The sequence below is a fragment of the Vibrio sp. B1FIG11 genome (genome assembly GCF_905175335.1).
Taxonomy (GTDB): Bacteria; Pseudomonadota; Gammaproteobacteria; order Enterobacterales; family Vibrionaceae; genus Vibrio; species Vibrio campbellii.
The window spans coordinates 1,463,860-1,488,087 of the sequence record NZ_HG992751.1 but is presented as its reverse complement, the minus strand read 5'-3'; the positions used below and the strand labels follow the sequence as shown (position 1 = coordinate 1,488,087).

Sequence of the window (24,228 nt, the reverse complement as noted above, 5' to 3'; positions counted from 1 at the left end):
CGATGAAAACCTTACGTATTTGGTTTGGCTGCTCAATGGGTTTGGCGTTGAGCATGATCTTTGGTTGGTCTTACGGTTTCTTTGCCGTCATGCTGCCACTGTTTGTGCTCGGCCGCATGGACCACTTCAGTCTGCCACTCGTCTTGATGGTGCTGTTCTCGGCGTTTTGGACCACGGTTCAAGCCACCTTTATTCTCGAATACTTGCAGTTCCATCCTACTCTGATGTTCGCGGCAGTGGGCATTATGATGCTGTTTAAATGCATCGCAATGATGAATCCGAAAACCTACTTGTTTGGTTACATGGGACTGCTGGTTGGCTCTATCGTGCTGAACTTTGCGAGCTACGACTTCATGGATATTGAAGAGTTCAACGTCAACCTTTGGGTGATTTCGTTCAGCAATATCTTCGTCTGTGCCCTCGCCTATTGGCTATTTCCAGAGCCGGAATCGAAGATCTTACAAACAGAAATGACCACGCCAGTAAAAAGCGATATCGACTACATCAGCCAAGTAGCAATGGGCTGGGTGGTAGCGATGGCGGCGTTTTTGGTGTTCCAAATTGGTGATTTGTACGACTCGCTTTCGGCGCAGGCTTCGATCCTCATCATCCTAACGCCAATGACACTGGCAGGATCAATGGCCATGGCGAAAATCCGCATCATCGGCACAGCACTTGGCTGTATCGCCGGTATGGCGGTGCAGTTAATCTTGGGCAGTTGGTTTGGTCATGGGTTGTTGTTCTGGCTGGCGTTTACTATCGCTATGGGGCCATTCTGTTTGTGGCTAACGAAAGGACAAGTCAAAGCCGCTATTGCGTTCTCGGCGATGTCTGCCCTCTCCGTTCCATTGACCACATCATTGGTGCCTGAGCAGAAAGACGCGTTCTTCTCTATCTTGTACCGATTCAGTTCGATATTCGTAGCAGTGCTGCTGACCGCGATGGTGATGTGGGTAGTACACCACTGGATTCGCGTGATGTTGTTGAAGCATCCTGAGGTGAAGAACGTGGAATTGAATTGACGAGGAACGGGAAACGGGAAACGGGAAACGGGAAACGAAGTATGCCGCTCACTTTACTATGAGCGGCATTTTTATTTAGAACCGGTCACCTAAACGACGAGGAACGAGGTGATTCAGGATCTACCGACCGAGTGCTGTGAAGTTCGAAGGCTACGGCCATTTTCAAAGCGAGTGGTTAGCAGATTCCTAGTCTCGTCTAGACTCGCTGGAATGACCCAACTTTGGATACAGACCAAATATAAAAATATCGCGAGCAACATATCTACCGACGCCCGTCATCCTGAACAACGAGGAACGAGCGTAATTCAGGAACTACCTACAGTGTGCTGTGAAGTTCTGAGATTATCGCCACTTCCCAGCGAGAGGTGAGCAGATTCCTAGTCTCGTCTAGACTCGCTGGAATGACCCAACTTTGGATACATACCACATATAAGAACATCGTGAGCAACGTATCTACCAACGTCCGTCATCCTGAACAACGAGGGACGAGGTGATTCAGGATCTACTCACCGAGAGCTGTGAAGTTCGGAAGTTAGAACCATGCCCCAGCGAGTTGTTAGTAGATTCCTAGTCTCGTCTAGACTCGCTGGAATGACCCAACTTTGAATACATACCACATATAAGAACATCGTGAGCAACGTATCTACCAACGTCCGTCATCCTGAACAACGAGGGACGAGGTGATTCAGGATCTACCCACAGAGTGCTGTGAAGTTCTGAGGTTATCGCTATTTTCCAAGCGAGTTGTTAGCAGATTCCTAGTCTCGTCTAGACTCGCTGGAATGACCCAACTTTGGATACATACCAATATAAGAATATCGCAAGCAACGTATCTACCAACCTCCGCCATCCTGAACAGCGTGAGCAACGTATCTACCAACGTCCGTCATCCTGAATAACGAGGGACGAGGTGATTCAGGATCTACCCACAAAGTGCTGTTAAGCCCTGAGATTATCGCCACTTCCCAGCGAGTTGTTAGCAGATTTCTAGTCTCGTCTAGACTCGCTGGAATGACCCAACTTTGGATACACTCCACATATAAAAATATCGCGAGCAACGTATCTACCAACGCTTATCATCCTGCAAAACGAGGGACGAGGTGATTCAGGATCTACCCACCGTGTGCTGTTAAGGTCTCAGGTTATCGCTATTTCCCAGCGAGTGGTTAGCAGATTCCTAGTCTCGCTTAGACTCGCTGGAATGACCCAACTTTGAATGCAAGCCAAATATAAGGATATCGTGAGCAACGTATCTACTAGCGTCCGTCATCCTGAACAACGAGGGGCGAGGTGATTCAGGATCTACCCGCAAAGTGCTGTTAAGGTCTGAGGTTATCGCCACTTCCCAGCGAGAGGTGAGCAGATTCCTAGTCTCGTCTAGACTCGCTGGAATGACCCTGTCTTAAATTTCTGTATCGAAGATCAATTTCGATACTAGCCCGCCAACTCTTTACGAATGATCTCTGCGCCTGCGCTGAGTGCATTAAGCTTAGCAGTTGAAACTTCACGAGAGAGAGGCGCCATGCCGCAGTTGGTGCATGGGTAAAGTTTGTCGGCATCGACGTACTTAAGTGCTTCGCGCAATGTTTCTGCAACCTCTTCTGGTGTTTCAATCTCGTTGGTTGCTACATCAATTGCGCCAACCATCACCTTCTTGCCTCGGATAAGTTCTAATAGTTCGATAGGCACGCGCGAGTTATGACACTCAAGCGAGATGATATCGATGTTGGATTTCTGCAACTTCGGGAATACCTCTTCGTACTGTCGCCACTCAGTGCCCAGTGTTTTCTTCCAATCCGTGTTGGCTTTAATGCCGTAGCCATAGCAGATATGTACTGCGGTTTCGCATTTTAGCCCTTCAATGGCGCGCTCTAAACAAGCAATGCCCCACTCGTTCACATCATCAAAGAACACGTTAAATGCGGGCTCATCAAATTGGATAATGTCGACACCTGCCGCTTCAAGCTCTTTGGCTTCTTGGTTAAGAATCTTTGCGAATTCCCAAGCCAGCTTTTCTCGGCTCCCGTAGTGATCATCATACAGCGTGTCGATCATCGTCATTGGCCCCGGCAGCGCCCACTTGATCGGTTGTTTGGTTTGCTGACGTAAGAACTTCGCATCCTCCACAAATACAGGTTTGGTTCGGCTCACAGGGCCAACAACCGTCGGTACACTCGCGTCATAGCGATTACGAACGGTCACGGTTTTGCGGTTCTCGAAGTCTACTCCGCTAAGGTGTTCAATAAAGGTCGTCACAAAGTGTTGGCGAGTTTGTTCACCGTCGCTGACAATATCGACCCCTGCCAATTCTTGCTCTTGCAAAGAGACACGCAGCGCATCGCGTTTGCCATCAATTAGCTCGTCGCCTTGCAGTTTCCATGGTGACCAAAGCGTCTCTGGTTGAGCCAGCCAAGAAGGCTTAGGTAAGCTGCCCGCCGTTGAAGTCGGTAATAGTGTTTTCATCGTCATTCCCTTCTAGATTCTCGTTTTCTATTACGCGTAATTTGCAGACCATTGCTCAAGGATCGCTTGATAAGGTTTGATGAAGTGCTCCTCAGCAAACTTCCCTTGCTCTTTCGCAAGCTGGCTGCGCTCTTCGCGGTCATAAACGATTTGGGTTAACGAGTGATCGAGATTCTTCAAGTTCGGTTGGTAACACTGGCCGGCTACCGCGTTCGCGTTGTAAATCTCTGGGCGATAAATCTTTTGGAACGTCTCCATGGTGCTGACGGTACTGATCAGCTCTAGGTTCGAGTAGTCATTCAACAAGTCACCGAAGAAGTAAAACGCCAACGGAGCGACACTGTTTGGCGGCATAAAGTAGCGCACCTGTAAGCCCATCTTTTTGAAGTACTGCTCAGTCAATGACGATTCGTTTGGCTGGTATTCAAAACCCAACACTGGATGCTGGTTGTCAGTACGGCGGTAAACCTTGTTGTCCGACACACTCAAGCAAATCACTGGCGGCTTTTGGAAATGTTGTTGGTACGATTCCGACTTCACGAACGCTTTAAACAGCTTGCCGTGCAACTCACCAAAGTCAGCGGGAATACTAAATTGAGGCTGGTCTTTGTTGTGGTCTAACAGCAGAACGCTAAAGTCGTAATCACGCACATAAGAAGAGAAGTTGTTACCTACAATGCCTTCGATACGTTCATTGGTTTTGCGGTCAACAATGTTGGTTTTAAGCACTTCAATAGAAGGGAACGCTTCACCACTGCCTTGAATATCCATATCCACAGAGATGATTTCCAACTCGACACTGTAACGATCGCCATTTGGGTTATCCCAATGTGCCAAGGCGTTAAAACGATTGTCGATCATACGCAGTGCATTGCGAAGGTTATTCTGGCGGCTGTCACCACGAGCTAGGTTGGCAAAGTTGGTCGTGATTCGCGTGCTGTCTGATGGTTGGTAGTTCTCATCAAAACGGATGCTCTTGATAGCAAAATTAAAATCGTTATTCATGGTGAGTTGGTATCCTATTTCCTTAGATAAACGCTGACTGATTCCTAACTCTGCTTTGGGGATGGTTGTGTTTTTTTGATTTTCCCAATCGTCAGTGTGTGCAGCGTTTACTTCGAAAATTCAGTTCAAAAACAGCTGTCACAGTGCCTAACACCAGAGCAGTCTGTTTTTTATACTTGCTTCGTTACTTGAATAACATTGGTAATACTTCACGTTAAACATGAAGGAATTTCATAGTTTTAATTTTTTTGATTGTTTGAGACAAAGATAGTGAAACGCAGCGATTGCTGCACCTCAAGCTTGTAGATGGAGAGAGCGTTGGTTTTGAGTGTACTAAATCAAAGTTGGACAAAAATGCGTTTCGGCAAATCGAATATTAGAAATTCATGAATAACTTAAGGTATGGCAAAGTGAAAAAAGCCCACAGCTCGGAGTTAAGAAAGTGGGCAAAATATGGGTGACATGATGATATTAAAATAAGCAAGTAGATAATATGCGCATGGTTTTACACTGACAACAGTGTTTCTACGACCTACTGATTGCTTTGGGCATTAGCGGGTTAGATTTCCTGCACTATAATCAAGTTTTATGTCATATAATTGAGGAAAAATGTTTATGTCAATATCACTCACGACTACTCATGAAATTTCGAAAGGCATTATCGGCTTATGTGTTGGTATTTTCTGTGCCTTAGTTGGCTACAACAACATCGTGGACTTTAATAGTAACTATCAGTTTGTTCAACACGTACTCGCTATGGATTCATTAGAACCATGGTTTGATGGTAAAGCATTAATGGGGCGAGCGATTACTGATGAAACATTTCATTTCATAGGTTACTGTGGCGTTATCATAGGTGAAATATCTGCCGGTTTGTTCTGTATTTATGGTTCAATTAAAATGCTTCGCAATATTCGTCGCCCTGAATTTGAAACAGGTCAAGCCTTCTATATCATCGGCTGTACAATCGCAGCTTTAGTCTGGTATCTTGGCTTTGCTATTGTTGGGGCTGAGTGGTTCCAAATGTGGGCAAGCCAATGGAATGGCCAAATGAAAGCATATGCTTTTATCACATTTATATTATTAACCATGGTTTACATTATCATCCCCCCTCCAAGACGACACTAAAATTCAGTTCGGAAACGTTAGTGACCAAGGTATTAAACCAGTTAATGTGCTTACTTAAAGTTGCGTAGTGGCACTTTCGATCTAGAAAGTGCCACGGGTAAAAATTCAACCTGAGAAAATTTTGGACAAAAGCGTGTCAGTTATTTTGCTAATATAGTAAGAGATGAATTAGCTCAGGTATGGCATAAAACCAAAAGGTTCGGCCAAGCTATCGATAAAAGCAGCATGTTTTCTCTAGCTGCTTTTACCCTGATACACCGTTAACAGTGAACAATTTTCACTCTAAATCTCAGAGGCAATTACAGACAAAAGTACACAATTCTCTCGATTTACAAACTCTGTCTCAATCGCCTCTTCTGGTTGCATATACAGCACGTCTAAAGGCAGTTCACGCCCCGCAACAGCAATTTCTTGTTTCAAGGTAGAGAGCGTTGGACCTGATGGACCGACAACTAGAAGATCTATATCATGACCTACACCATATAGAGTCGAGCCAAACATATATGCCTCAAACAACTTTAACGTCGGGCATTGATCAATTATATGCAGTGCAACTTCTTTAGCTGTCATTACAGTGATTGTAGATATGCTTTCATCCCCTCATTTTTCAAAACCTTGCAACCTAACTCATCCCCGGCCCCTTTTGCCGTGGTTGATGGCTCGCCATTGGGGTTAATGTTCCACGCAATATCCACTGGACCAAATTCTGCCCAAAAACTTCGGATATTATCTGCCGTAGGCTCATAGTCAGGGATCATACCAACTCTAACCTGACGTCCATTTTTTAGAGTTACGCAAAAAACTCGATCAAGTTCACGATGAACACTCTCCACTATGCCGTATTGGTGAATCAGTCGAGCCGCAAATTTATATACTTTATGTTCTGCTGTATTTGCTGTACCTGTATTTGCCGCCGAGCACAGGGTTCCAAAATTACCCCACCCGACATTCTTACTTTGAAGGAATGCAATAGCTTCTCCCTGCCAAACACATTCTTTTCTATAGCCACAAATGAAGTCAATTTGGGGGTTGTCCGCTAGATATGCTTCGGCACTATCTTTGGTAATGGTTAGCGCATCAGATATTACAGCTAGAACATCTGGTTGTTCCTCAGTCGTAATCTTAATTACATCGCCATCAACATATTCCGCAATAGAACGGCTAAAAGGTTTCTTATTAATATTTTCTAGAGCGTATTTTACTTGCCAGTTCATTCAAAAATTGACTCCATTTTTTTAGGGAAGCGAATTGCTTGACCTGCAATACCACAAACATGCCGATCAGTTAGACCTCGTATGTGTTCTTTAAACTCAGCAAAAACTGCATGTTCTTCTGGCGTCATATGAGAAAGGTTAGCTTCCAAAACAGATTGAATATGATAGTTATTTGGTAAAATGACACTCTTCATACGCTGCTTCCAAAGCAGGGCTGTTTCGGATTCAGGGTCGAACTCAAAATCGAAGCCATCTACCGGGGCAAATCTTTCCCATATTGCTCTGTTTTCACTTAATTTACTCACAATAGCTACCCTTGCATCGGCTCTGCTCTCATACAGTTGTATACCTTGTTTCACTGCCAAGTTAGCTAAATGATCACGTTTCCATGCCAAAAGAGTGGCGCGTGGATAGGCGTCTGGGTTTTTATCAATAATGGTGTGACATTTAGGGCAGAGCAAAATCAAGTTGTCAAAGGAGTCAGGTTCAAACTCACCCTCTGGAATCTCTTCACTTCTCGGACCTGCTTCTCCATGAGGTAGCACATGCGCAATTTCAGCAATGTGTTTTACACCATTCAGTTCAGAGGGAAATAAAGGGTCTAAGCATTCTGGTCTTTGGCAGTGACCAGATGACTCTGCAAATAAGCGTAGCTTTGTATCTGTGGGAATAGCTTTACGTTTTGCCATTGTAAATCATTGCTCAACTAGTGGAGTATCGTCAATGTTACACACTAAGTTAGCTCGTAAAACTAGTCAAATAGTATCTATCTCAAACCCATTCCCTCAACACAAAAATCTTAGTCGCTGGGTCGGTCACACTAGACTGACCTAGCTATCATCTCCCAGTCCTTGTACTGTTTGACTTCCCCGACATACTTTATCCCGGACTCACAGCACCAACTTCTCTCGTCCGCTCCTCCTCAGGTCTTTGAGGTGATTTTTAATGGTCTTCCTGACGGCGTCAACGGTTTTGGCTCCGATAGCGAGCGATAGGTGAATCTAACATTAAAAAATGGGCTCAAGGGATTGAGCTGAGACATGACCATTCAGTGGGTTGAAACTCATTTTGGGGCAAAGGTGTGTTTGCCGTGATCACAGTTTGCCGTGATCGGCGCTCGCACACCTCTGGACAAAAATGAGTTTCGGAAAATCGAACATTAGCAAAGTATGAATAACTTGAAGTATGGCAAATTTGTTGTGAGGGGTTAATTGCTTGAAAGACAACGGAAATGAATGATAAGAACGCTCCGAAATATGCACCAATAGTGTTCAACCTACTACGATTGCCCGTTGTTTCAATCACTTTATACTGACCAGTACGTATCCAGCCATGAGATATTTTTTGATTAGGTTGGGTGAACCGCGTCGATAAAGACTATCGATTCATCCTTGCCACCGCTGCCTTGCAACTTACCAAAATAAGCAGGAATACTAAATTGGGGCTGGTCTTTGTTGTGATCTAACAGCAGAACGTTAAAGTCGTAATCGCGCACGTAAGAAGAGAAGTTTTTACCGACAATGCCTTCGACACGTTCGTTGGTTTTGTGGTCAATAATGTAGGTTTTAAGCACTTCGATGGAAGGGAACGCCTCACAACTGCCTTGGATATCCATATCCACAGAGATGATTTCCAACTCGACGCTGTAACGATCGCCATTTGGGTTATCCCAATGTGCCAAGGAATTAAAACGATTGTCGATCATGCGAAGTGCATTACGAAGGTTATTTTGGCGGCTGTCACCACGAGCTAGGTTGGCAAAGTTGGTCGTGATGTGCGTGCTGTCTGATGGCTGGTAGTTCTCATCAAAACGGATGCCTTTAATAGCAAAATTGAAATCGTTATTCATGGTGAGTTGGTATCCTATTTCCTTAAGTTAACGCTGACTGATTCCTAACTCTGTTCTTGGGGGTTGGTTGTGTTAATTGAGACATGAAGAACTACATTAGGGAATAAACTAAGCTCTTAAAATAGAGCATTTTGAAAGCTTAATATGTACCTATTACCTTCTTGTGCATTTTGTACCCCCTGTTTTTAAACGCATCGTACGCAAAAAAATACCGGCAGTGCCTAACTGAAAACGACTGCCGGGTTAAAATTTAAATAGAACAAAAGATCTTTTACTAAATGTTCATTACATAAATAGAAGCGCCCAGTACCGAACCTACAATAAATGCAAGAACTTTGACAGAATCACTTAAAGTCATAGTACCTCCTTATTTCATCGCCCAATGTATAGCACTAGCAAGACCGACGCCAAAACTTGTTCCTGCGACAAAATAGCCAACGACAGCAACTGCTGGGGCAATACCGCCATTCACTTCCTTTACTTCATCGAACGTTAGCTCTTTCATAAGATAATCTCCTTTATTTCAGCATGTTATAAATGGAAGTATACAAACCAGCACCAAAGGCAGCACCACCGCTAAATGCAGCAAGAGCTAAAGCTGGAGCAATACCTCCGCTCACCTTTTGAGTTTCTTGAAAGCTTAATTCCTTCATTGTTAATCTCCTTGTCATACATGGTTACGCCTAAGGCTGAGTCGCAACATTTTAGATACACAAAGCTCAAAGGTAAGACAACCTCCGAACTCAGAAGCATTAAGCTCCTAGAACATGTTACGCATCTTACAAATTACACAAACACATACAAACATCCAACATAAAAGCAACATAATGTGATAAGGAGTCACAAACTATAGACTTTGATGTGATGGACGCACCTCGCTTCTAGCACCTATGTACCAAACTAATGGTGCAGATCATCAAAGTGACCCCCAATGCAGATATGTGAGTAGGTTCACAAACCCCAAACTTGGTAGTTTATTAACATTGTAGCAACAATATTGGCATGATAAATATAATTAACCCAAATGAGGGGTTGTTTATATACAAAGTATCTTAATAAATGGATTTTAAAAAAAAGAAAGAACTTACTAGTGGAGAAATATCATTAGCTAACCCATTCTCATAGTACATCGTCGCGTTAGTAATAATATTTTTTATTATAAAGTAATTAATATTAAAGTCTCACCTTAATCCTTACCCTCGTTTGGTCATTATTATAGCCGCTAGCAGTATTATTATTGGTAATTACCTGCTAACTTTTTTAGTCGCACTTTTAGAAGGTGTTTTTGTGGAGTGTATTTAAGGACGTCGTAATGAGCTCTCTATTCAGACAGCAAGCAGTTGATGCTCAAAAGCAACGCCTTTATGGAAGTATTTCTTTAGCCCAACCGGCATCCATATATGGAGTTGCTTTAGTGCTATGCATGATTGTAGTTATGATTGCTGTGTTTTTATTCGTATCGGAATATACCCGTAAAGAAACTGTTCGAGGCTATTTAGTTCCGGAAAAGGGGGTTCTTAAAACCTATGCTTCCAGAGCAGGCACTATCGAACAACTTCATGTGAGCGAGGGTGAACTAGTGCTCAAGGGGCAGCCTTTGGCTACGCTAGTACTACGTCAAGGTACCAGTAGTGGTATACAACTTAGTCAAGTCGTTGTTGAGCAATATAAGTTACAACTGCTCTCGCTAGCTGCAGAACTTAAAATACAAGATGAAATTAAGCAAAAGGAACTACAGCGAGTCAAACAAGCGATTAAAGATGTTGATGCTAAGTTAGAGGCTTATAACGAGCTGATGCAAATCGCAGAAGATAAACTTTCACTACAAGAAAATAAACTTAGCCAACAAGACAGGTTGTTTCATGATGGTTATTTGTCTTTGTCTGAATACCAAGATAAGCAACAACAAAGTCTCACGTTAAAGCAAGAATTTCATAATGCCCGAACTAGTGTAATTAATCTACGTGCCGAACGTAATAGCTTATTGGCACAGTTGGCCTTGTTGCCTAGTGAGTATGCTTTGAAACGTTCTAATATTGAACGTCAACAAGCGGACTTACAGCGAGTTATTAGTGAGACTGAGACCAATTACCGCTATGTAATTGAAGCACCTGAGTCCGGTGTTGTTGCTGCTATACCGGTGGTTGAGGGAGAGTTTATTGCTAGTAGTCGTCCATTGTTAACTTTACTACCTGAAAACGCAGTTCTGGTTGCAGAATTATTGATGCCAACGCGTTCGTCAGGGTTTATGAAGGTGGGTCACACCGCCAAGTTACGTTTTGATGCTTTTCCTTACCAGCGCTTTGGCTCGATCACCAGTGAAGTTGTGCGAATTGACAAGTCATTGGTTGTTGATGGTGAAGCGGATTTGCCATTTCAGTTGACTGAACCGGTTTATCGGGTACGCACCAAGCTATCTAGTAAGCAGGTAGTTGCTTATGGTGAGACATTTCCATTAAAGGCAGGAATGTTGTTTGAAGCGGATATCATTTTGGACAAGCGTTCGCTAATTGAATGGATCCTTGACCCGATTTATAGCTTAAAAGGGAGGTTGGGATAATGTCACAAGATATAACGCAGAATAATCAGTTTCAGTCAGTTACTGAGTTACTAGAATACTCCGGCAAAACTCATGTCCCACTTGTTTTGCAAGCTGAAGTTGCTGAATGTGGGCTGGCATGTATTGCTATGATGTCGAGTTATTATGGTAACAAATTAGATATGGCATCAATGCGCAAGCGCTATCATGCTGATCTTAAGGGAATGAACCTTCATCAAATGATAGAGTTGGCTGATGGGCTAAACTTAGCTACTCGCGCTCTGAAGTGTCCACTAGAAGAGGTAGGTAAGCTGCAGTTGCCCTGTATCATCCACTGGGACATGAACCACTTTGTTGTACTTACAGGTGTAACTAAGAACAAAATCATGGTTAATGATCCTAGTGTTGGCAAGCGCAAGTTTACCCTGTCTGAATTTTCAGAGCATTTTACAGGTATTGCGTTAGAGGTGACCCCAACTAAGAGTTTTAAAAAACAAGATCAGCGTCAGAAGATGGAACTGAGTCAGCTTTGGAGTTCGATGACTGGCTTCGGTAAGGCTCTATTTTCATTAACCGCGTTGTCGCTACTGTTGCAGGTGTTTTCTCTCGCTACGCCATATTACATGCAATGGGTGGTAGATGAAGTACTCATCAGTCAGGACGAACCTTTACTCACGGTGCTAGCCATTGGTTTTGGCTTAATGGTGTTGATAAACGTAGTCACCACCGGTGCTCGTAGTTGGCTTATTCTAAGAGTATCCAGTTTACTCAATTTACAGATGGGGGTTAACCTTCTCAGGCATTTATTACGCTTGCCGATTAACTATTTCGAGAAACGTCATGTGGGCGATTTAGTGTCACGCTTTAGCTCATTGAATCAAATACGTGAACGTTTGACTACTGGTTTAGTGGAAACCATGGTAGATGGTGTGATGGCTTTAGCTGTGTTAGTGATGATGCTGATCTATAGTATTAAACTTACTTTCGTAGTACTGGCTGCCGTTGCTCTATATTGTATTTTCCGGCTGTCTTTGTATAGACCGCTGCAGCGGGCCACAGAAGAGTCGATTCAGGCTGCTGCTAAAGAGCAGACTAATTTCTTGGAAAATATTCGTGGCATTCAGACTATCAAACTTTTCACGAGAGAGTCGCAGCGTCAAGGTATATGGCAAAACCGTTTTGCAGATGTGATCAATGCTGATATTCGCCTAGGTAAACTAAACATCAGTTTCGACATGATGAATAAGCTGCTGTTTGGTATCGAAAATGTCTTGATTATCTTTCTTGCTGCTAGTTTGGTTATGACTGCCGAACTGAGTATAGGGATGATGCTGGCGTTTATTGCATATAAGAACATGCTTACAGAGCGTTTTGTTAGCCTTATTGAGCAACTTATTTTGTTCAGGATGCTACGACTACACTTAGACCGCATCTCTGATATCGCACTGCAACAGCAGGAGCAACATCGTGAAGGTAATAAATCATTAACAGATATCAAAGGTCGTTTGATATTGGAGAATGTGTCGTTCCGCTACAGCGACGATGCCCCGCTAGTATTGGATAATATCAATTTAGTTGTTGAGCCGGGTGAGTCAGTAGCCATTACGGGCTCTTCTGGTAGCGGAAAATCAACCCTAATAAAGCTGATGCTGGGGCTGTTACGCCCCACCAACGGGCGCATTCTTTTGGATGGTCACGACATCACTCATCTGGGATTAATTAATTACCGAAAATGCATAGCGGCGGTAATGCAAGATGACACATTATTATCAGGTTCGGTAGCTGATAACATCACGTTTTTTGACCCTGAACCAAATTATCTAAAAATGCAGCAGTGTGCACAAATGGCAGCAATAGATCAAGATATTGATAAGATGCCTATGAATTACAATACACTTGTTGGGGATATGGGTAATCAGTTCTCTGGTGGTCAAGTACAGCGACTATTGCTAGCGAGGGCATTATATCAGCAGCCATCGGTGTTATTCTTAGATGAAGCTACCAGTCATCTCGATACTGATAATGAGGCAAAGATATCAGAAAGGATCACTTCACTCCCTGTTACTCGTGTGATAATTGCCCACCGCCCAGAGACTATTAACAAAAGTAATAGGATACTTGTGATGCATTTGGGGAAGTTGTTCACACTAAAGGAGCTAAGTCAGCAAGATAGCAGTTAGCAGTTAGAATTATATTCAACTATGCAATAAAGTTAGCTACATAACGAAAACTAATGCAAATCACGTTAACAGAATATGAGTGAGTATTTGCCCTGAATGATAATGGGGCATTTATAAGTTACCCTAGGTTTAGATAGTCTTCCTACGCTCGACTAACCTCCTCACCACTCCTTCCCTTTTCCACCACTTTCAACGATACTCTTGCGCCTTATTGTTCAGTTGGAAAACTTCATGCCTCAAGCTAACTCCGTTGTCGTACTCGACTTTGAAACCACAGGTCTGTCTCCGAATATGGGTGATCGCGCGATTGAAATCGGTGCGGTTAAGATCGTTGATGGTGAGGTGGTCGATAGTTTTCAGCAACTTATGAATCCTGGCTTTCGTGTGAGCTCATTTATTGAGGGCTACACAGGCATTACCAATAACATGCTACGCACCGCGCCAAGCTGCAATGAAGTGATGGCATCGTTCAGTGAGTTTATTGCGGGTGAGAATCTTATCGCGCACAACGCGTCGTTCGATAAACGCTTTCTGGACGCAGAACTAGAACGAATCGACTGCGGTTATTCTGGCGAGTTCGCGTGTTCTTTATTGGTGGCAAGACGCCTTATTCAAGATGCGCCGTCACACAAGTTAGGTGAGTTGGTTCGTTACAAGAACATTGAAAACGACGGTGTGTTCCACCGCGCGTTAGCCGATGCACAGGTAACAGCAAAGCTATGGTTGCTGATGGTGGAAGAACTTGAGCAATCGGGCATTGTCGCGCCAAGCTTTAAGTTTATGCAGACGGTAAGTAAAACAGCGAAAGGAAAAGTGGACCAGCTACTGGCTAAAAGCCGCGCTTAAGCCACAAACAAGTAACGCCCAATCATGCGGGCGTTACTTATGCCCTGTGAATTTAGATTCTGGGGTTTACACCGAGATCATATGAGGTCGGATATTGGTTGGCTCAGCGCTTGCTGGCGTTGGCTCTACACCAGAAATCGCCGCCTGCTTTTCAATAAGATCTTGAATAAAGCACTCTGTCCACGCCTCTAACGCTGCGACATTTAGCATCGCCATCGGTTGTTGCGACCATAAAACGGCGCTGTTTTCTTGATGCGACACAATGTGCGCAGGCCAGTATTCACCAAAGATATTGCTCTTTGCCAGCTGCTCCGATATCGGGTTTGCCTCACCAAGTTCTGCATACAGTACCATCCACTCTTCATTCTGATGCGTGAAATGAAGTTGATACTTTTGGTCAATCAACAGGCTGTAGATACCATCTTGCGCGGTTGGGTTCTCTAGGCCGTTCTTTTCGAAAAAGTGTTTAACTAGGTGATCGAATGTGGTTGTCATTAGTGGTTAGCCTCCAAGTTGACGATGCTGAATTCTCCCGATAAGCCGAATTTCGGGAAGTCATAGCCTGATTTGTGCCAGAAATCCTGAACAAACCAGCTGGTGAAATCTTCCTTGCTTGGGAAAGAAAACTCACCGAAGTTCGGGTCAAAGAAGGTCACTTTTTCTCCATCTACCGCGGCGGCAACGGCGTGCGCATTGCTTGGACCTTCAAGGCCGATCTTCTTCAATAGCGATGTTTTAGGGCCGTTATCAACGATCTTCGCCGCAAGCTCTGCTGCACCATTTCGGCCACGGCTTGTTTGCCCATGCACACGTGATAATGCACCAAGTTCTCGGTAAGGTGATTCGATGTTGTTACTTCTTAGCCAACCTTCTGTGATCGCTTCTTGGTCATAACCCACCATGCCATCGGTTTGCAGTTTCGCGACAGACTGCATTGTCTCTTTGTTCAGCTTACCTTTGTCGCTTGCCGTTCCTGATTGAAATAGCTGTTCGCCAAGGTTAGAGCCTTCTGCTCGTGCCTTCATCCAATGAGCGCTCAGTGCTTCACAACATCCGCCAGAGGTGTTGGTGTCTTTTAGGATGGCATTTTTGATGCTGCCCGTTACCTGAGAGACCTTCATGGTCACTTCGCCGTTGTGTTTTGCTGCCGAGTTACGCAATGAAGCGGTTTTAGTGCTAACCAGAGCGTGCAAAATACGGTCGCCCAGCGTTTGTACCGCTGTTTTGAAGTTTTGTAGCTTTGAGCGGGGCTCTGCGCTTTGTTCTGGTGTCGCGCTTTGCAGAGAAAACGAACTGATTGGTGCTGGGTTTGCAGTAGCACCGCTACTCATCTGTTGCAGCATCAAGTTGCGAATGGCATCTGGCGTCATTTGCGTGCTTGCACTCAAACCACCAAGTTGACCTTGGTTTTGTGGTTGGCTGACTGGTGCAGAGATGATTGGTCCACTGATAGAGGAAATATTAGTAATACCTTGCATAACTACCTGCTTTCTTTGTTTATTTTTGTATGCAGCAAGGTTAACCAAAGCGATGAAGTTGGGCTGTTAGTCATGGTCGTTGTTTTGTTGATTTGATCAGAGAGCTTGTTTGAAGAGAGTTGGGACGGGTGTATTTTTGAGGCAAAGAAATCGTTGTAGTGGTTCTGTTTGAGTAGAGGGCAATGATGATTTTCGCAACCATCATTGCCCTCAGAGCTTTATTTCCCTATGCGTTGAGTTTTGGCAAACATAGAAACGGTTACTGCGGCACTCTATCCGAAATCACCTTACCATCTTTGATGGTGATGATGCGCTTGGTGCGTTCTGCTAGGGCGTTATCGTGCGTCACGATGATCAAGGTTCTGCCTTCAGCGTGGAGTTGATTGAACAAGGCTTCAATCTCTGCGCCGGATTTTGAATCCAATGCCCCCGTTGGCTCATCCGCTAAGATGATTTGTGGATCGTTGACCAAGGCTCTAGCAATCGCCACTCTCTGCTTTTGACCACCAGAAAGCTGGTTTGGTTTGTGGTCGAGGCGATCCCCTAGTCCGACTTGCTCTAGCAATTTAGCGGCGCGTTGACGGCGCTCTTTGGCTTTGATTCCAGAGTAAACCAACGGCAGTGCCACGTTATCCAATGCTGTCGCGTATTCCAACAAGTTAAAGCTTTGAAAGACAAAGCCTATCTTTTGGTTGCGAATACCAGCTAGTTCGTTCGGGCTTAAACTTGCGACGTTTTGACCACCTAATTGGTATTGGCCATCGGTCGGTTTATCTAGGCAGCCCAGCATGTTCATCAGAGTCGATTTACCCGAGCCAGACGGACCAAGAATGGAAAGAAATTCCCCTTGGTTGATGGTCAAGTCGACGCCATCTAGCGCACGAACTTCCGCCTCTCCGCTTGAGTAGTATTTACAAATGTTGGTCAAATCAACCAGTGGCGTGTTCGACATCTTGTCTCCAGAATTCTTGTTATTCACTTTGCAGCGCCTCCAACGGGCTCACTTTTGCGGCGCGGTTTGCAGGCAGCCATGCAGAAGCGACACCAATGAACACTAAGGTGGAAATCACTATCGCAACCACGAGCCAAGACAGCTCAGGGACGGGTTTTCCAAGGTGTTCATAGAAGGTGTTGCCTTCTAGGTTTATGGCGCTGATGGCCGATACAAGCGCGTACGTCACACCTAACCCCAGTACACCGCCGAGCATCATGGTCATCAGTGACTGCACTAGGTAGTGAAGACGAATGGCTGTGGGCGTGGCACCGACCGCCATGCGCACACCGATGTCTCGGGTGGAACGTTTTACGGTCGCGTACATGACATTCGCAATTCCTACGCCCGCCACAGCCAGCGTGACAAAGCCGATGATGCCAAGAAAGCTTTGTAAGCCAATCAAGAACTGCTGCATGCTTTTCTGTTTGAGGAACATGTCTTCCACTTGGACGACTTGCTCATCACTCACACTGGCGCCGTGTTTACGAGCAATCACCTGACGAATGGTCTTTGCCAGTTTTTCACGATCAGCATGAGCTTGCGGCTCGACGTTGATGCCTCCGATATCACCGTTAGTATGAAAGCGTTGCCACGTGGCTAACGGCACAAAGCTGGCGTAGTTGATTTGGTCACCCTGCTCAACTTCGGCGCTGTTCTTCTTCAACACGCCAATTACGGTGAACTCTTCCGTGCCAATCTTGACCTTTTCACCGACAGGATTGGTTTGCAGTGTCACGGGGGCAAACCAACTAAAGTCTTCATTAGGGTTAAACAAGTCCGCAGCCAGTGAATAGCCCAACACAACGACTTTACGCATCTCTTTTTGATCAAGTGGATTGAGCCAACGTCCGCCATCCATTGGGATTAAGTTGGTCATCGATGCGAAGTCTGTCGTGACGGCGAGTGGTTTTTGCCATATTCCTCGATCGCCGACTGTAATGCGCTCATCCCAAACGGCGGTTGGCGCAACGCTTTTCACCTCTGGCAGGGCTTTAATTACGTCGGTATCATCGGCTTTCAAGGTGAGAAACTTACCTTGGTGGAACACGCCATAATCGACGGTCGCCATGCCTCCGGTTAAGTAAATCAGGTTCCCATTCCCATCTTGCGCTGTTCTTAATACGCCTTGGCGAATGCCCTCGCCCACCGCCAGCATGGCAGCGATACATAGGGTCGCCCATGCAACAGCAAGAATGGTCAATCCCAAACGCAGCTTTTCTGCTGCCATTTCCTGAAAGATTTGTCTCATTGGTAGCAACATATTTACGCCCTCGCACTTAATGCTATTACGGGGGTGAGACGCGATGCTCGCCTTGCCGGAAAGTAAGACGCCAGCAGCGCCAGAACGAGAGTCACCAATAATGACCAAGTAATGGAATCTGGCGTAATCACAGGAAAACCTAACCAATCTGGTAAATGCATAGACCCGAGCAGTGCGACCACCAAGTAAGCCACCATTAAGCCAAGAGCGGTACCAACGGCCACCAATAACAATCCTTCAAGGATGAACTGGCTGAGTATGGATTTTTGCGTCGCGCCAATTGCCAAGCGTACACCGATTTCTCGCGTTCGCTCTGTCACAGAGAGGAACATGATGTTCGCAACGCCAAGCGCACCAACGGCCATGGTCATTGCGCCACTAGCACCCAGGAAGATTTGAATGCCGCGGAAAATACCCGTGATCACCGCCGCTCCCTCGCTAAAGTCTGGCAAGTTAATCGCTTCTTTGTCGGTCGGGTCAAAGTGCAATTGTTTGGCATAAAAGTTGACGATGGCTTGTCGGAATGCGTTGCCATCCATACCGTCGACAGGCTTGAGTAGCAGCATCCAAGGCTTGGTATCCCACAAATCGAGGTACGTGGTATGAGGGATGAAAACTCTGCGGCTGTCACCAAATGAAATGCCCGCATCTTCGTCTTTCATAATGCCGATCACCAAAAATGGAATGCCATTGACTTTGGTGGTTTGCCCGACATGAATTCCCCCCATCCTAGCGACTTGATCCCCCAAAATCGCAACGCGGGTGTGGTTGGCAATATCACTGGGTGAAAGGTTACGCGAACCTTGCTCTAACTTACGTTGAATCAACGAGAAATAATGGGAGTCAATACCACTGACGAAGCTCGTCAGGTTCTGCCCTTTTTCATTGGTGACGTTCGCATCCCACTTGGCATAAACACTGGATGCTTGTTTCACAAAACCCGATTGTTCGATCATATCGACCTTATCCTGCGGGATCTGGATCTGGCGTCTCAGTGGTAAGCCATGCCAAGGTTTGCTGGTGCTCGACGGAAAGGCGACTTGCACATTGTTGACCATAAATGACAACTGCTGAGTTTGATGGCGATAAAAACCTTCACCCAATGCAATCAACACCACAACCGAGATCACACCCCAAGCAATAGCCACGATGGCCAGCATGCTCTTCATGCGATGCGCCATCAGTGTTTGCCATGTTTGCTGCAATAAGGTTTGCTGTAATAAAGTTTGCTGCAATAGACGGATCATGAATTAAATGCTCGGGAGATCAGTACCATGGTGTCGTCATCTAACTTACCTGCGGTTTGCAACAAGCCGATACGCTGACGCCAGTAGTTGTACAGGTTGTTTTGCAGGCTGTTTTTAGCTTCAAACAAACTGTTGTGCGCACTGATCACTTCCGAGACTTCTAACAAGCCCGCATCGTAAAGTTTCTCTTTGCTGCGCAACACTTTCTCACGAGAAGTCACCAGCTCGCTCGCCATTAAGACTTGATTCCAGTTGATGTCGACTTGAGTAAATTGCTGAATCACGCGCTTTTGGATGTCGATTTCGACTCGACGTAAATCTTGTTTTGCGCTGAGGGTATTGAGTGACGCTTCGTCCACTCTGGCACGCGTTGCGCCGTTCAAATCAATCGGTACACTTAGGGTGATGCCAGCGCTGAACTCGCCGTCTTTGCGTCGGTCATCATCGTTATACCCAACGTTACCTTTCACCGTTGGGTAGTAACCACCTTGGGCTGAGTCTTTAGCAAACTCGCTGGCTTTGACGTTCTGGGCAGCCACCAGCAACTCTGGGCTGCTGTCTTTAGCAAGCTTTAACCATTGTTCTTGCGATTCCACCATCATTGGCGGTTGAACAAGGGAGTCTGTTCGAATTTGGTCAACGTCTTGTGGAACTTGGTTGATCAGAGCCGCCAGCTCTGCTCGTTTGACTTCTAAATCTGAGCGCGCATTCAAAATACCGGCTTTATCGGCAACTTGTGTCGCACGGATCTCTTCGACATCAACGGATTTCACTTTACCTGCTCGGTAACGCTTCTCGATGATCTTCAGCAGTTTGTTGCCTTCTTCCAGTTTGGACTGCGCCAGTTGCAGATCCCCCTGCGCGCTTGCCACATCCAAATAAGACGAGAGCAGCCTTTGTGCAAGTTCATTGTGTGACTGAGCGAGCTCTAGCTGAGATTTAATGTAGTTGGCATTGGCTTGATCCAAATCTGACCACAAGCTGCTGTCCCAGATGGTTTGAGAAAGCGATGCACCATAACTGTTGGTGTTGTCGGCGGATTCATTCCAATTCGCCGATGCCGTCGCACTTAAGCCGGGTAAGAGTGAGCTGCGGCTTGCATCAACACCCACTTCACCGAGTTGAACACCAATTTTGGCTTTCTCGTAGTTCGGGTCATTTTGCTTCGCCTGTTGCCATGCTTGTTCAATCGAGATGGCATAGCTTGGTAAGCTGAGTGTGGCGGCCAGAATCGCGCATCCGATTTTAGATAGATTTCGCTTAGCCATGCGCGGCTCCCATCATCATGCTGTTATCGATGATTTCTTCGTCTAGCTTAACGCCGTCCAATACTTCTACGTTGATGCCATCTGACAAACCAAGTTTCACTTTTTGTTTGTGGAAACCTTGCTCTGAGCTATCTGGGATCAATACGTTTGGTGTATCGCCATCAAATTGCAGTGCTCGTTCTGGCAAGGTTAAGACGTTTTCGGATTTCTTCAGTGTGATTTGTGCTGTGGACGAGAAACCCGAGCGCAGTAAGATCTCTTTCGGGATCTTCAGGTCACCAACTTCCACTTCAAATCCGTTATCAAAGCTTTTTGCCGTCGCGTTACCTTCTGGCGAGTTAAGGTTCTCTGATTGGATCGCAACTTTGGTTAACACACCGGAAATTTCCATATCAGGATAAGGCGCAACGGTAAGTAATACAGGCATGCCCGGGGAAAGCTGCGCGGCATCGTGCTCGCTGACGCTGCCTTTGAAGATCAGGCTGTTCATGTCTGCCAGAGACATCATTTCTGTCGCCGCTTGGCTGGATTCGGTCGAGATGATTGGCTCACCCACTTCTACTTTGCGGTTTAATACTGTGCCATCGATTGGTGCATAAATGGTTGAGGTTAAACGGGCGTCACCAATGGAAGCTTCGCCACTGCGGATCAATTCTAGATTCTGGCGCTTTTGCAGTACGTTCGCTTGAGCGGATTTTACTGCTGAGCGTGCGCTGACGTATTCGTCGTAGTTGTTTGGAATGATGTCTTGTTTCACCAAGCTTTCAAGGTTAGCCAGCTTTTGCTTAGCGGATTCTAAGTCGGCTTCGCTGCGCATGAGATCTGTTGATGCATCGGTTAATGCTTGCGGCGTCGGGTTTGGGCGAACCTTAATCAATGCTTGGCCTTGCTTGACCTTTTCACCGACCTGCACGTACATCTCGCCCACGATGCCATCGATTTGCGACTTAATAGACACCGAGTGTGCAGGGACAATATTGCCGACCGCTACCGCTTGTTTTTCAATGGTTCCCTTTTCCACCGCCAGCGTTGGAAACGCCTCTGGTTGAGTGGAAGATTGCAGATAAAAATATGCACCGCCGCCAAGCAATGCAACGCTCACAGCAGAGACAAGCCAAATTTTTGCCATTATTGATACCGATTATTTTTGTGTAGTCTTGTGACCATCTTATGAACATAAAGTTCTAGAATCATATCGGCTTTAATGTCGCGAATTTGTCGTATTTGGTATAGCTATGTCAGGTGCTATTGACAATAAACTAGATGGATAATCCACTAAGTCGTATGAGTCTAAACTTATAGGTTTACGCTTCTACCTGTCGGTAAATGCTCTAGACGGTCCCCAAGTATTTCTTTTAAAAGGCCATACGCTTTCATTCCTGTGCAATGGCCGGTGTAAAACTTATCAATTGGATATTTCGACAGCGCTCTGCCCAATGTTCTAATATCGTCTTTAGTGCCACCAATACCATTCAATACTGGTAAACCAACAAGATGAAAGCCCCCCACCACCGCTTTGATTTTGCAGTTTGGGAATAACTCTGTGGCGGTTTCAATCATGTTCAGCACACCGCTGTGCGCACAGCCCGTAAAGACAACCAAGCCGTCTTCTTCTTTGATGACAAGCAGCAATTCGTGCTCGAAGATGTCCTGCTCGTAGCCCCCACCATGCGATTGGGTATACAGGTACTGGTTGCCTTTTGGCTGTGCAAAGCGATCGCATATCTCGGTAATCACGTGAACATTGGGCGCAACTTCTGTCGTTCGATCAATCAGTACGAAACGGTTATTTGCGCTCTCTAACAGCGCTTTATCGATGCCAACATCGTTCTTAAAACCAAAGGCGCGAAAGTAGTAATCTTGCTCGCCACATGCCTTTAAATAAATCTTCGCGGTTTCATTCCGCTCAAGAAAATAAGAGGCACCGTTGCAATGGTCATGGTGTCGGTGAGAAACAACGCCAAAATCTACGGCTTGGATATCCACATTAAGTCGAGGCGCGTTGTCACAAAACGTTTGTCCACTCCCCATATCAAAGAGAATGTTCATTCCCGACGTCTCAATGTGTAGCGATAAACCACGCTCAACACAGAGATCATCTCTCCCCTCTATGCGTGAATTATCAACCAAGGTGGTCACGATCATAATGTCTCCTTACTGCGTTGAACTATATGAATCGCAGAGACAATAACGAGGTTTCATTCATCTCGGAAGCCTTGATTGAAATTGTGTGACTAGAGAGTGATTTACAACATGACAGAGAAACAAGGCCAACGCTGGCAAATGTTGCCGAGCGTTGGATGACTTGATAAAATGCATTGAGCTGAAGAAGAGAGCAAATCCGTTTCAGTTTTGTTATTTCTTCTCTTTATATTTGAGCTTATTTCGATCCTGTCTAGCGTATTTCTTCCACTTATCTAGATTCTCTCCAGAGAGTGTCGGAGTCTTACCCGTTTTGAAGTACGCATTGATGAGCTCTTTCTCTGTAGTACGGCCAGAGTCCACGATAAATTTCAGAAGGTTGCCGCCCCAGTGCATCGGCTTATTATTAAAGTCTTTGGTGAAATAAGCGGTTTTGTACACCGCTCCTGGGAACAGCTCGTCGTAGACTTGTTTGGCAAAATAGTCCGTCACATACTCATCGTAGTTGGTGTTGGGGACGGCCAAACTTTCTGGCCCCTGAAATCCCGTGTGCTTGCACGAAGAAGCATGCAAACTTTCGTGAACGATAGTCGATCGAATCTTGGCAGCGTCAAGTTTGCCTCCAGACGAATAATCCGGCGCGGTCGTTCCCATGTAGATAGTGCCATCAGGTGATGTCCATGCTGCTGGGTTCTCATTCAATTTCTCATGGTTGAATTCCATATTTTCGTAACCCGGCTGCGCTTTTATCTTATTGAACATCTCTTCATGAGATACGCTCTTAACCTTCACTCCCGGATTTGGTATACCAAACAACGCACTGATTTTCGCATTCAAACGATCTACATCAACGTAATCTTCCGTTTTCCACGTCTCTGATGCCTCATCCCCTGCCATCTCTGGCTTGCTCAGTACAATTGGGACAAACTCTTTCTCATCATCGACCGGTGCAGCTTTCTTCGCTCCTGGTGGTGGCGGTGCACCTGGCCCTGGTGGAGGTGGTGGAGCCCCTCCCCCCATCGGAGGCGGTGGTGGTGGCGGCATACCTCCTGCCGGAGGAGGCGGCGGTGGCGGTGCCATTCTTGGCGGAGGAGGTGGCGGTGGAGCCGGTTTAGAGCTAGTTGCAGCAGAACTCTGAGCCGCTCGCTCACGATTCGCAGCCCAACGCTCTTCATCTTCTGCTTTGTAGGTTAACTCTTCTTTACGCTCTCTTCGTTGCCGCTCGAGGCGTTCTTGAACCGTTTGTTCTAATTCGGGAGGCTTTGGTGGTGGTTTTACGGTGTCATCAACGGGCTTGTAGCCTCCACCCGTACTGGTTTTACTTTTTAGTTCATCAAGATTAGGCATGAAGTAACACTCTACAAAAGAAGCGGAAACTTCATCTTAAAGCAGTGACTAATCATCAATAATATCGATTTTATAAAACGCTCAGAATCACTAGGCAATCGTTTACTTACACACTAGTTATAATCATATCAACGTCAAAAATTAAAATGTGATTACACAATTAGAAAGTGACACAGTGACAATGATTCCAATTTAACAGCACTTAACTGGAGGATTACTCAAGGCGATAGGTTTAGTGACAGTGG

The 24,228-nt window shown here is 45.5% G+C and carries 21 protein-coding genes and 1 pseudogene; 5 read left to right on the top strand and 17 right to left on the bottom strand.

Translation table 11 applies throughout. The features are described from left to right. Window positions 1-2: 2 nt before the first annotated feature. Window positions 3-1,022: a DUF2955 domain-containing protein gene (locus tag KHO06_RS06735; protein WP_212582284.1), complete on the top strand. Its 1,020-nt coding sequence runs from the start codon at window positions 3-5 to the stop codon at window positions 1,020-1,022. Window positions 1,023-2,456: 1,434 nt separating this feature from the next. On the opposite strand, the gene KHO06_RS06730 is transcribed toward KHO06_RS06735, so the two are convergent. Together KHO06_RS06730 and KHO06_RS06725 are read right to left on the bottom strand one after the other, a co-directional pair. Further along, window positions 2,457-3,485: a methionine synthase gene (locus KHO06_RS06730; RefSeq protein ID WP_212582283.1), complete on the bottom strand. Its 1,029-nt coding sequence runs from the start codon at window positions 3,483-3,485 to the stop codon at window positions 2,457-2,459. A gap of 30 nt (window positions 3,486-3,515) precedes the next feature. Then, a complete protein-coding gene (locus tag KHO06_RS06725) occupies window positions 3,516-4,490 on the bottom strand; it encodes a DUF1852 domain-containing protein (protein ID WP_212582282.1) in 975 nt (324 codons plus the stop codon). A 615-nt stretch (window positions 4,491-5,105) separates the two neighbouring features. Here KHO06_RS06725 and KHO06_RS06720 point away from each other — a divergent pair. After that, window positions 5,106-5,618 (top strand): DUF2165 domain-containing protein, encoded by a 513-nt coding sequence (locus tag KHO06_RS06720; RefSeq protein ID WP_212582281.1) that lies wholly within the window; start codon window positions 5,106-5,108, stop codon window positions 5,616-5,618. 282 nt (window positions 5,619-5,900) lie between these two features. Here KHO06_RS06720 and KHO06_RS06715 read toward each other — a convergent pair whose 3' ends face one another. The 6 genes and pseudogenes from KHO06_RS06715 to KHO06_RS06685 all read right to left on the bottom strand — a co-directional run bounded on the left by KHO06_RS06715 (window position 5,901) and on the right by KHO06_RS06685 (window position 9,334). Further along, on the bottom strand, window positions 5,901-6,119 hold the full coding sequence (locus KHO06_RS06715) for a nucleotidyltransferase domain-containing protein (protein WP_244858385.1): 219 nt from the start codon (window positions 6,117-6,119) through the stop codon (window positions 5,901-5,903). 68 nt (window positions 6,120-6,187) lie between these two features. Continuing rightward, window positions 6,188-6,832: a hypothetical protein gene (locus KHO06_RS06710; protein ID WP_086581883.1), complete on the bottom strand. Its 645-nt coding sequence runs from the start codon at window positions 6,830-6,832 to the stop codon at window positions 6,188-6,190. Then, window positions 6,829-7,521, bottom strand: a complete 693-nt coding sequence (locus KHO06_RS06705) for an HNH endonuclease (RefSeq protein WP_193255521.1) — start codon at window positions 7,519-7,521, stop codon at window positions 6,829-6,831. The genes KHO06_RS06710 and KHO06_RS06705 overlap by 4 nt, the downstream gene beginning before the upstream one ends. 568 nt (window positions 7,522-8,089) lie before the next feature. Further along, window positions 8,090-8,681: pseudogene (locus KHO06_RS06695) on the bottom strand (putative oxygenase MesX); the annotation flags it as partial. Window positions 8,682-9,048: 367 nt separating this feature from the next. Continuing rightward, on the bottom strand, window positions 9,049-9,186 hold the full coding sequence (locus tag KHO06_RS06690; RefSeq protein WP_212582280.1) for a class IIb bacteriocin, lactobin A/cerein 7B family: 138 nt from the start codon (window positions 9,184-9,186) through the stop codon (window positions 9,049-9,051). A gap of 13 nt (window positions 9,187-9,199) precedes the next feature. Then, entirely contained in the window at window positions 9,200-9,334 is a 135-nt protein-coding gene (locus KHO06_RS06685) for a class IIb bacteriocin, lactobin A/cerein 7B family (RefSeq protein WP_212582279.1), read from the bottom strand. A 659-nt stretch (window positions 9,335-9,993) separates the two neighbouring features. Here KHO06_RS06685 and KHO06_RS06680 point away from each other — a divergent pair. The 3 genes from KHO06_RS06680 (at window position 9,994) to KHO06_RS06670 (ending at window position 14,246) form a co-directional block, all read left to right on the top strand. After that, on the top strand, window positions 9,994-11,241 hold the full coding sequence (locus KHO06_RS06680; RefSeq protein WP_244858384.1) for an HlyD family efflux transporter periplasmic adaptor subunit: 1,248 nt from the start codon (window positions 9,994-9,996) through the stop codon (window positions 11,239-11,241). Continuing rightward, window positions 11,241-13,400 carry a peptidase domain-containing ABC transporter gene (locus KHO06_RS06675; RefSeq protein ID WP_212582277.1) on the top strand — a complete coding sequence of 720 codons (2,160 nt, stop codon included), beginning with the start codon at window positions 11,241-11,243 and terminating at the stop codon, window positions 13,398-13,400. The genes KHO06_RS06680 and KHO06_RS06675 overlap by 1 nt, the downstream gene beginning before the upstream one ends. Before the next feature lie 231 nt (window positions 13,401-13,631). After that, a complete protein-coding gene (locus KHO06_RS06670) occupies window positions 13,632-14,246 on the top strand; it encodes a 3'-5' exonuclease (RefSeq protein ID WP_045421519.1) in 615 nt (204 codons plus the stop codon). A gap of 66 nt (window positions 14,247-14,312) precedes the next feature. Here the strand turns inward: KHO06_RS06670 and KHO06_RS06665 are convergent, their stop codons facing one another. The 9 genes from KHO06_RS06665 to KHO06_RS06625 all read right to left on the bottom strand — a co-directional run bounded on the left by KHO06_RS06665 (window position 14,313) and on the right by KHO06_RS06625 (window position 23,983). Then, the gene (locus KHO06_RS06665) at window positions 14,313-14,741 is read right to left on the bottom strand and encodes a CesT family type III secretion system chaperone (RefSeq protein WP_005535790.1); all 429 of its coding nucleotides are present in this window, start codon (window positions 14,739-14,741) and stop codon (window positions 14,313-14,315) included. Beyond that, entirely contained in the window at window positions 14,741-15,724 is a 984-nt protein-coding gene (locus KHO06_RS06660; protein WP_212582276.1) for a YopT-type cysteine protease domain-containing protein, read from the bottom strand. The genes KHO06_RS06665 and KHO06_RS06660 overlap by 1 nt, the downstream gene beginning before the upstream one ends. 259 nt (window positions 15,725-15,983) lie before the next feature. Continuing rightward, window positions 15,984-16,676: an ABC transporter ATP-binding protein gene (locus KHO06_RS06655; protein ID WP_038889919.1), complete on the bottom strand. Its 693-nt coding sequence runs from the start codon at window positions 16,674-16,676 to the stop codon at window positions 15,984-15,986. A gap of 19 nt (window positions 16,677-16,695) precedes the next feature. Next, window positions 16,696-17,979, bottom strand: coding sequence for an ABC transporter permease (locus KHO06_RS06650; RefSeq protein ID WP_212582275.1), 1,284 nt, complete (start codon window positions 17,977-17,979; stop codon window positions 16,696-16,698). Between the two features lie 2 nt (window positions 17,980-17,981). Further along, window positions 17,982-19,226: an ABC transporter permease gene (locus tag KHO06_RS06645; RefSeq protein ID WP_162093203.1), complete on the bottom strand. Its 1,245-nt coding sequence runs from the start codon at window positions 19,224-19,226 to the stop codon at window positions 17,982-17,984. Then, entirely contained in the window at window positions 19,223-20,494 is a 1,272-nt protein-coding gene (locus KHO06_RS06640) for a TolC family protein (protein WP_045378964.1), read from the bottom strand. Before KHO06_RS06640 ends, KHO06_RS06645 begins: the two co-directional genes overlap by 4 nt. Beyond that, window positions 20,487-21,623, bottom strand: a complete 1,137-nt coding sequence (locus tag KHO06_RS06635) for an efflux RND transporter periplasmic adaptor subunit (RefSeq protein WP_038889915.1) — start codon at window positions 21,621-21,623, stop codon at window positions 20,487-20,489. Before KHO06_RS06635 ends, KHO06_RS06640 begins: the two co-directional genes overlap by 8 nt. A gap of 167 nt (window positions 21,624-21,790) precedes the next feature. After that, on the bottom strand, window positions 21,791-22,639 hold the full coding sequence (locus tag KHO06_RS06630; protein WP_212582274.1) for an MBL fold metallo-hydrolase: 849 nt from the start codon (window positions 22,637-22,639) through the stop codon (window positions 21,791-21,793). A 210-nt stretch (window positions 22,640-22,849) separates the two neighbouring features. Then, a complete protein-coding gene (locus KHO06_RS06625; RefSeq protein WP_212582273.1) occupies window positions 22,850-23,983 on the bottom strand; it encodes a toxin in 1,134 nt (377 codons plus the stop codon). Between the last annotated feature and the right edge of the window lie 245 nt (window positions 23,984-24,228).

Bases quoted from the DNA above. Each gene is read 5' to 3' on its own strand.
- KHO06_RS06735 (WP_212582284.1), top strand. From the start codon at position 3: ATGAAAACCTTACGTATTTGGTTTGGCTGCTCAATGGGTTTGGCGTTG.
- KHO06_RS06730 (WP_212582283.1), bottom strand. From the start codon at position 3,485: ATGAAAACACTATTACCGACTTCAACGGCGGGCAGCTTACCTAAGCCT.
- KHO06_RS06725 (WP_212582282.1), bottom strand. From the start codon at position 4,490: ATGAATAACGATTTTAATTTTGCTATCAAGAGCATCCGTTTTGATGAG.
- KHO06_RS06720 (WP_212582281.1), top strand. From the start codon at position 5,106: ATGTCAATATCACTCACGACTACTCATGAAATTTCGAAAGGCATTATC.
- KHO06_RS06715 (WP_244858385.1), bottom strand. From the start codon at position 6,119: ATGTTTGGCTCGACTCTATATGGTGTAGGTCATGATATAGATCTTCTA.
- KHO06_RS06710 (WP_086581883.1), bottom strand. From the start codon at position 6,832: ATGAACTGGCAAGTAAAATACGCTCTAGAAAATATTAATAAGAAACCT.
- KHO06_RS06705 (WP_193255521.1), bottom strand. From the start codon at position 7,521: ATGGCAAAACGTAAAGCTATTCCCACAGATACAAAGCTACGCTTATTT.
- KHO06_RS06690 (WP_212582280.1), bottom strand. From the start codon at position 9,186: ATGAAAGAGCTAACGTTCGATGAAGTAAAGGAAGTGAATGGCGGTATT.
- KHO06_RS06685 (WP_212582279.1), bottom strand. From the start codon at position 9,334: ATGAAGGAATTAAGCTTTCAAGAAACTCAAAAGGTGAGCGGAGGTATT.
- KHO06_RS06680 (WP_244858384.1), top strand. From the start codon at position 9,994: ATGAGCTCTCTATTCAGACAGCAAGCAGTTGATGCTCAAAAGCAACGC.
- KHO06_RS06675 (WP_212582277.1), top strand. From the start codon at position 11,241: ATGTCACAAGATATAACGCAGAATAATCAGTTTCAGTCAGTTACTGAG.
- KHO06_RS06670 (WP_045421519.1), top strand. From the start codon at position 13,632: ATGCCTCAAGCTAACTCCGTTGTCGTACTCGACTTTGAAACCACAGGT.
- KHO06_RS06665 (WP_005535790.1), bottom strand. From the start codon at position 14,741: ATGACAACCACATTCGATCACCTAGTTAAACACTTTTTCGAAAAGAAC.
- KHO06_RS06660 (WP_212582276.1), bottom strand. From the start codon at position 15,724: ATGCAAGGTATTACTAATATTTCCTCTATCAGTGGACCAATCATCTCT.
- KHO06_RS06655 (WP_038889919.1), bottom strand. From the start codon at position 16,676: ATGTCGAACACGCCACTGGTTGATTTGACCAACATTTGTAAATACTAC.
- KHO06_RS06650 (WP_212582275.1), bottom strand. From the start codon at position 17,979: ATGTTGCTACCAATGAGACAAATCTTTCAGGAAATGGCAGCAGAAAAG.
- KHO06_RS06645 (WP_162093203.1), bottom strand. From the start codon at position 19,226: ATGATCCGTCTATTGCAGCAAACTTTATTACAGCAAACCTTATTGCAG.
- KHO06_RS06640 (WP_045378964.1), bottom strand. From the start codon at position 20,494: ATGGCTAAGCGAAATCTATCTAAAATCGGATGCGCGATTCTGGCCGCC.
- KHO06_RS06635 (WP_038889915.1), bottom strand. From the start codon at position 21,623: ATGGCAAAAATTTGGCTTGTCTCTGCTGTGAGCGTTGCATTGCTTGGC.
- KHO06_RS06630 (WP_212582274.1), bottom strand. From the start codon at position 22,639: ATGATCGTGACCACCTTGGTTGATAATTCACGCATAGAGGGGAGAGAT.
- KHO06_RS06625 (WP_212582273.1), bottom strand. From the start codon at position 23,983: ATGCCTAATCTTGATGAACTAAAAAGTAAAACCAGTACGGGTGGAGGC.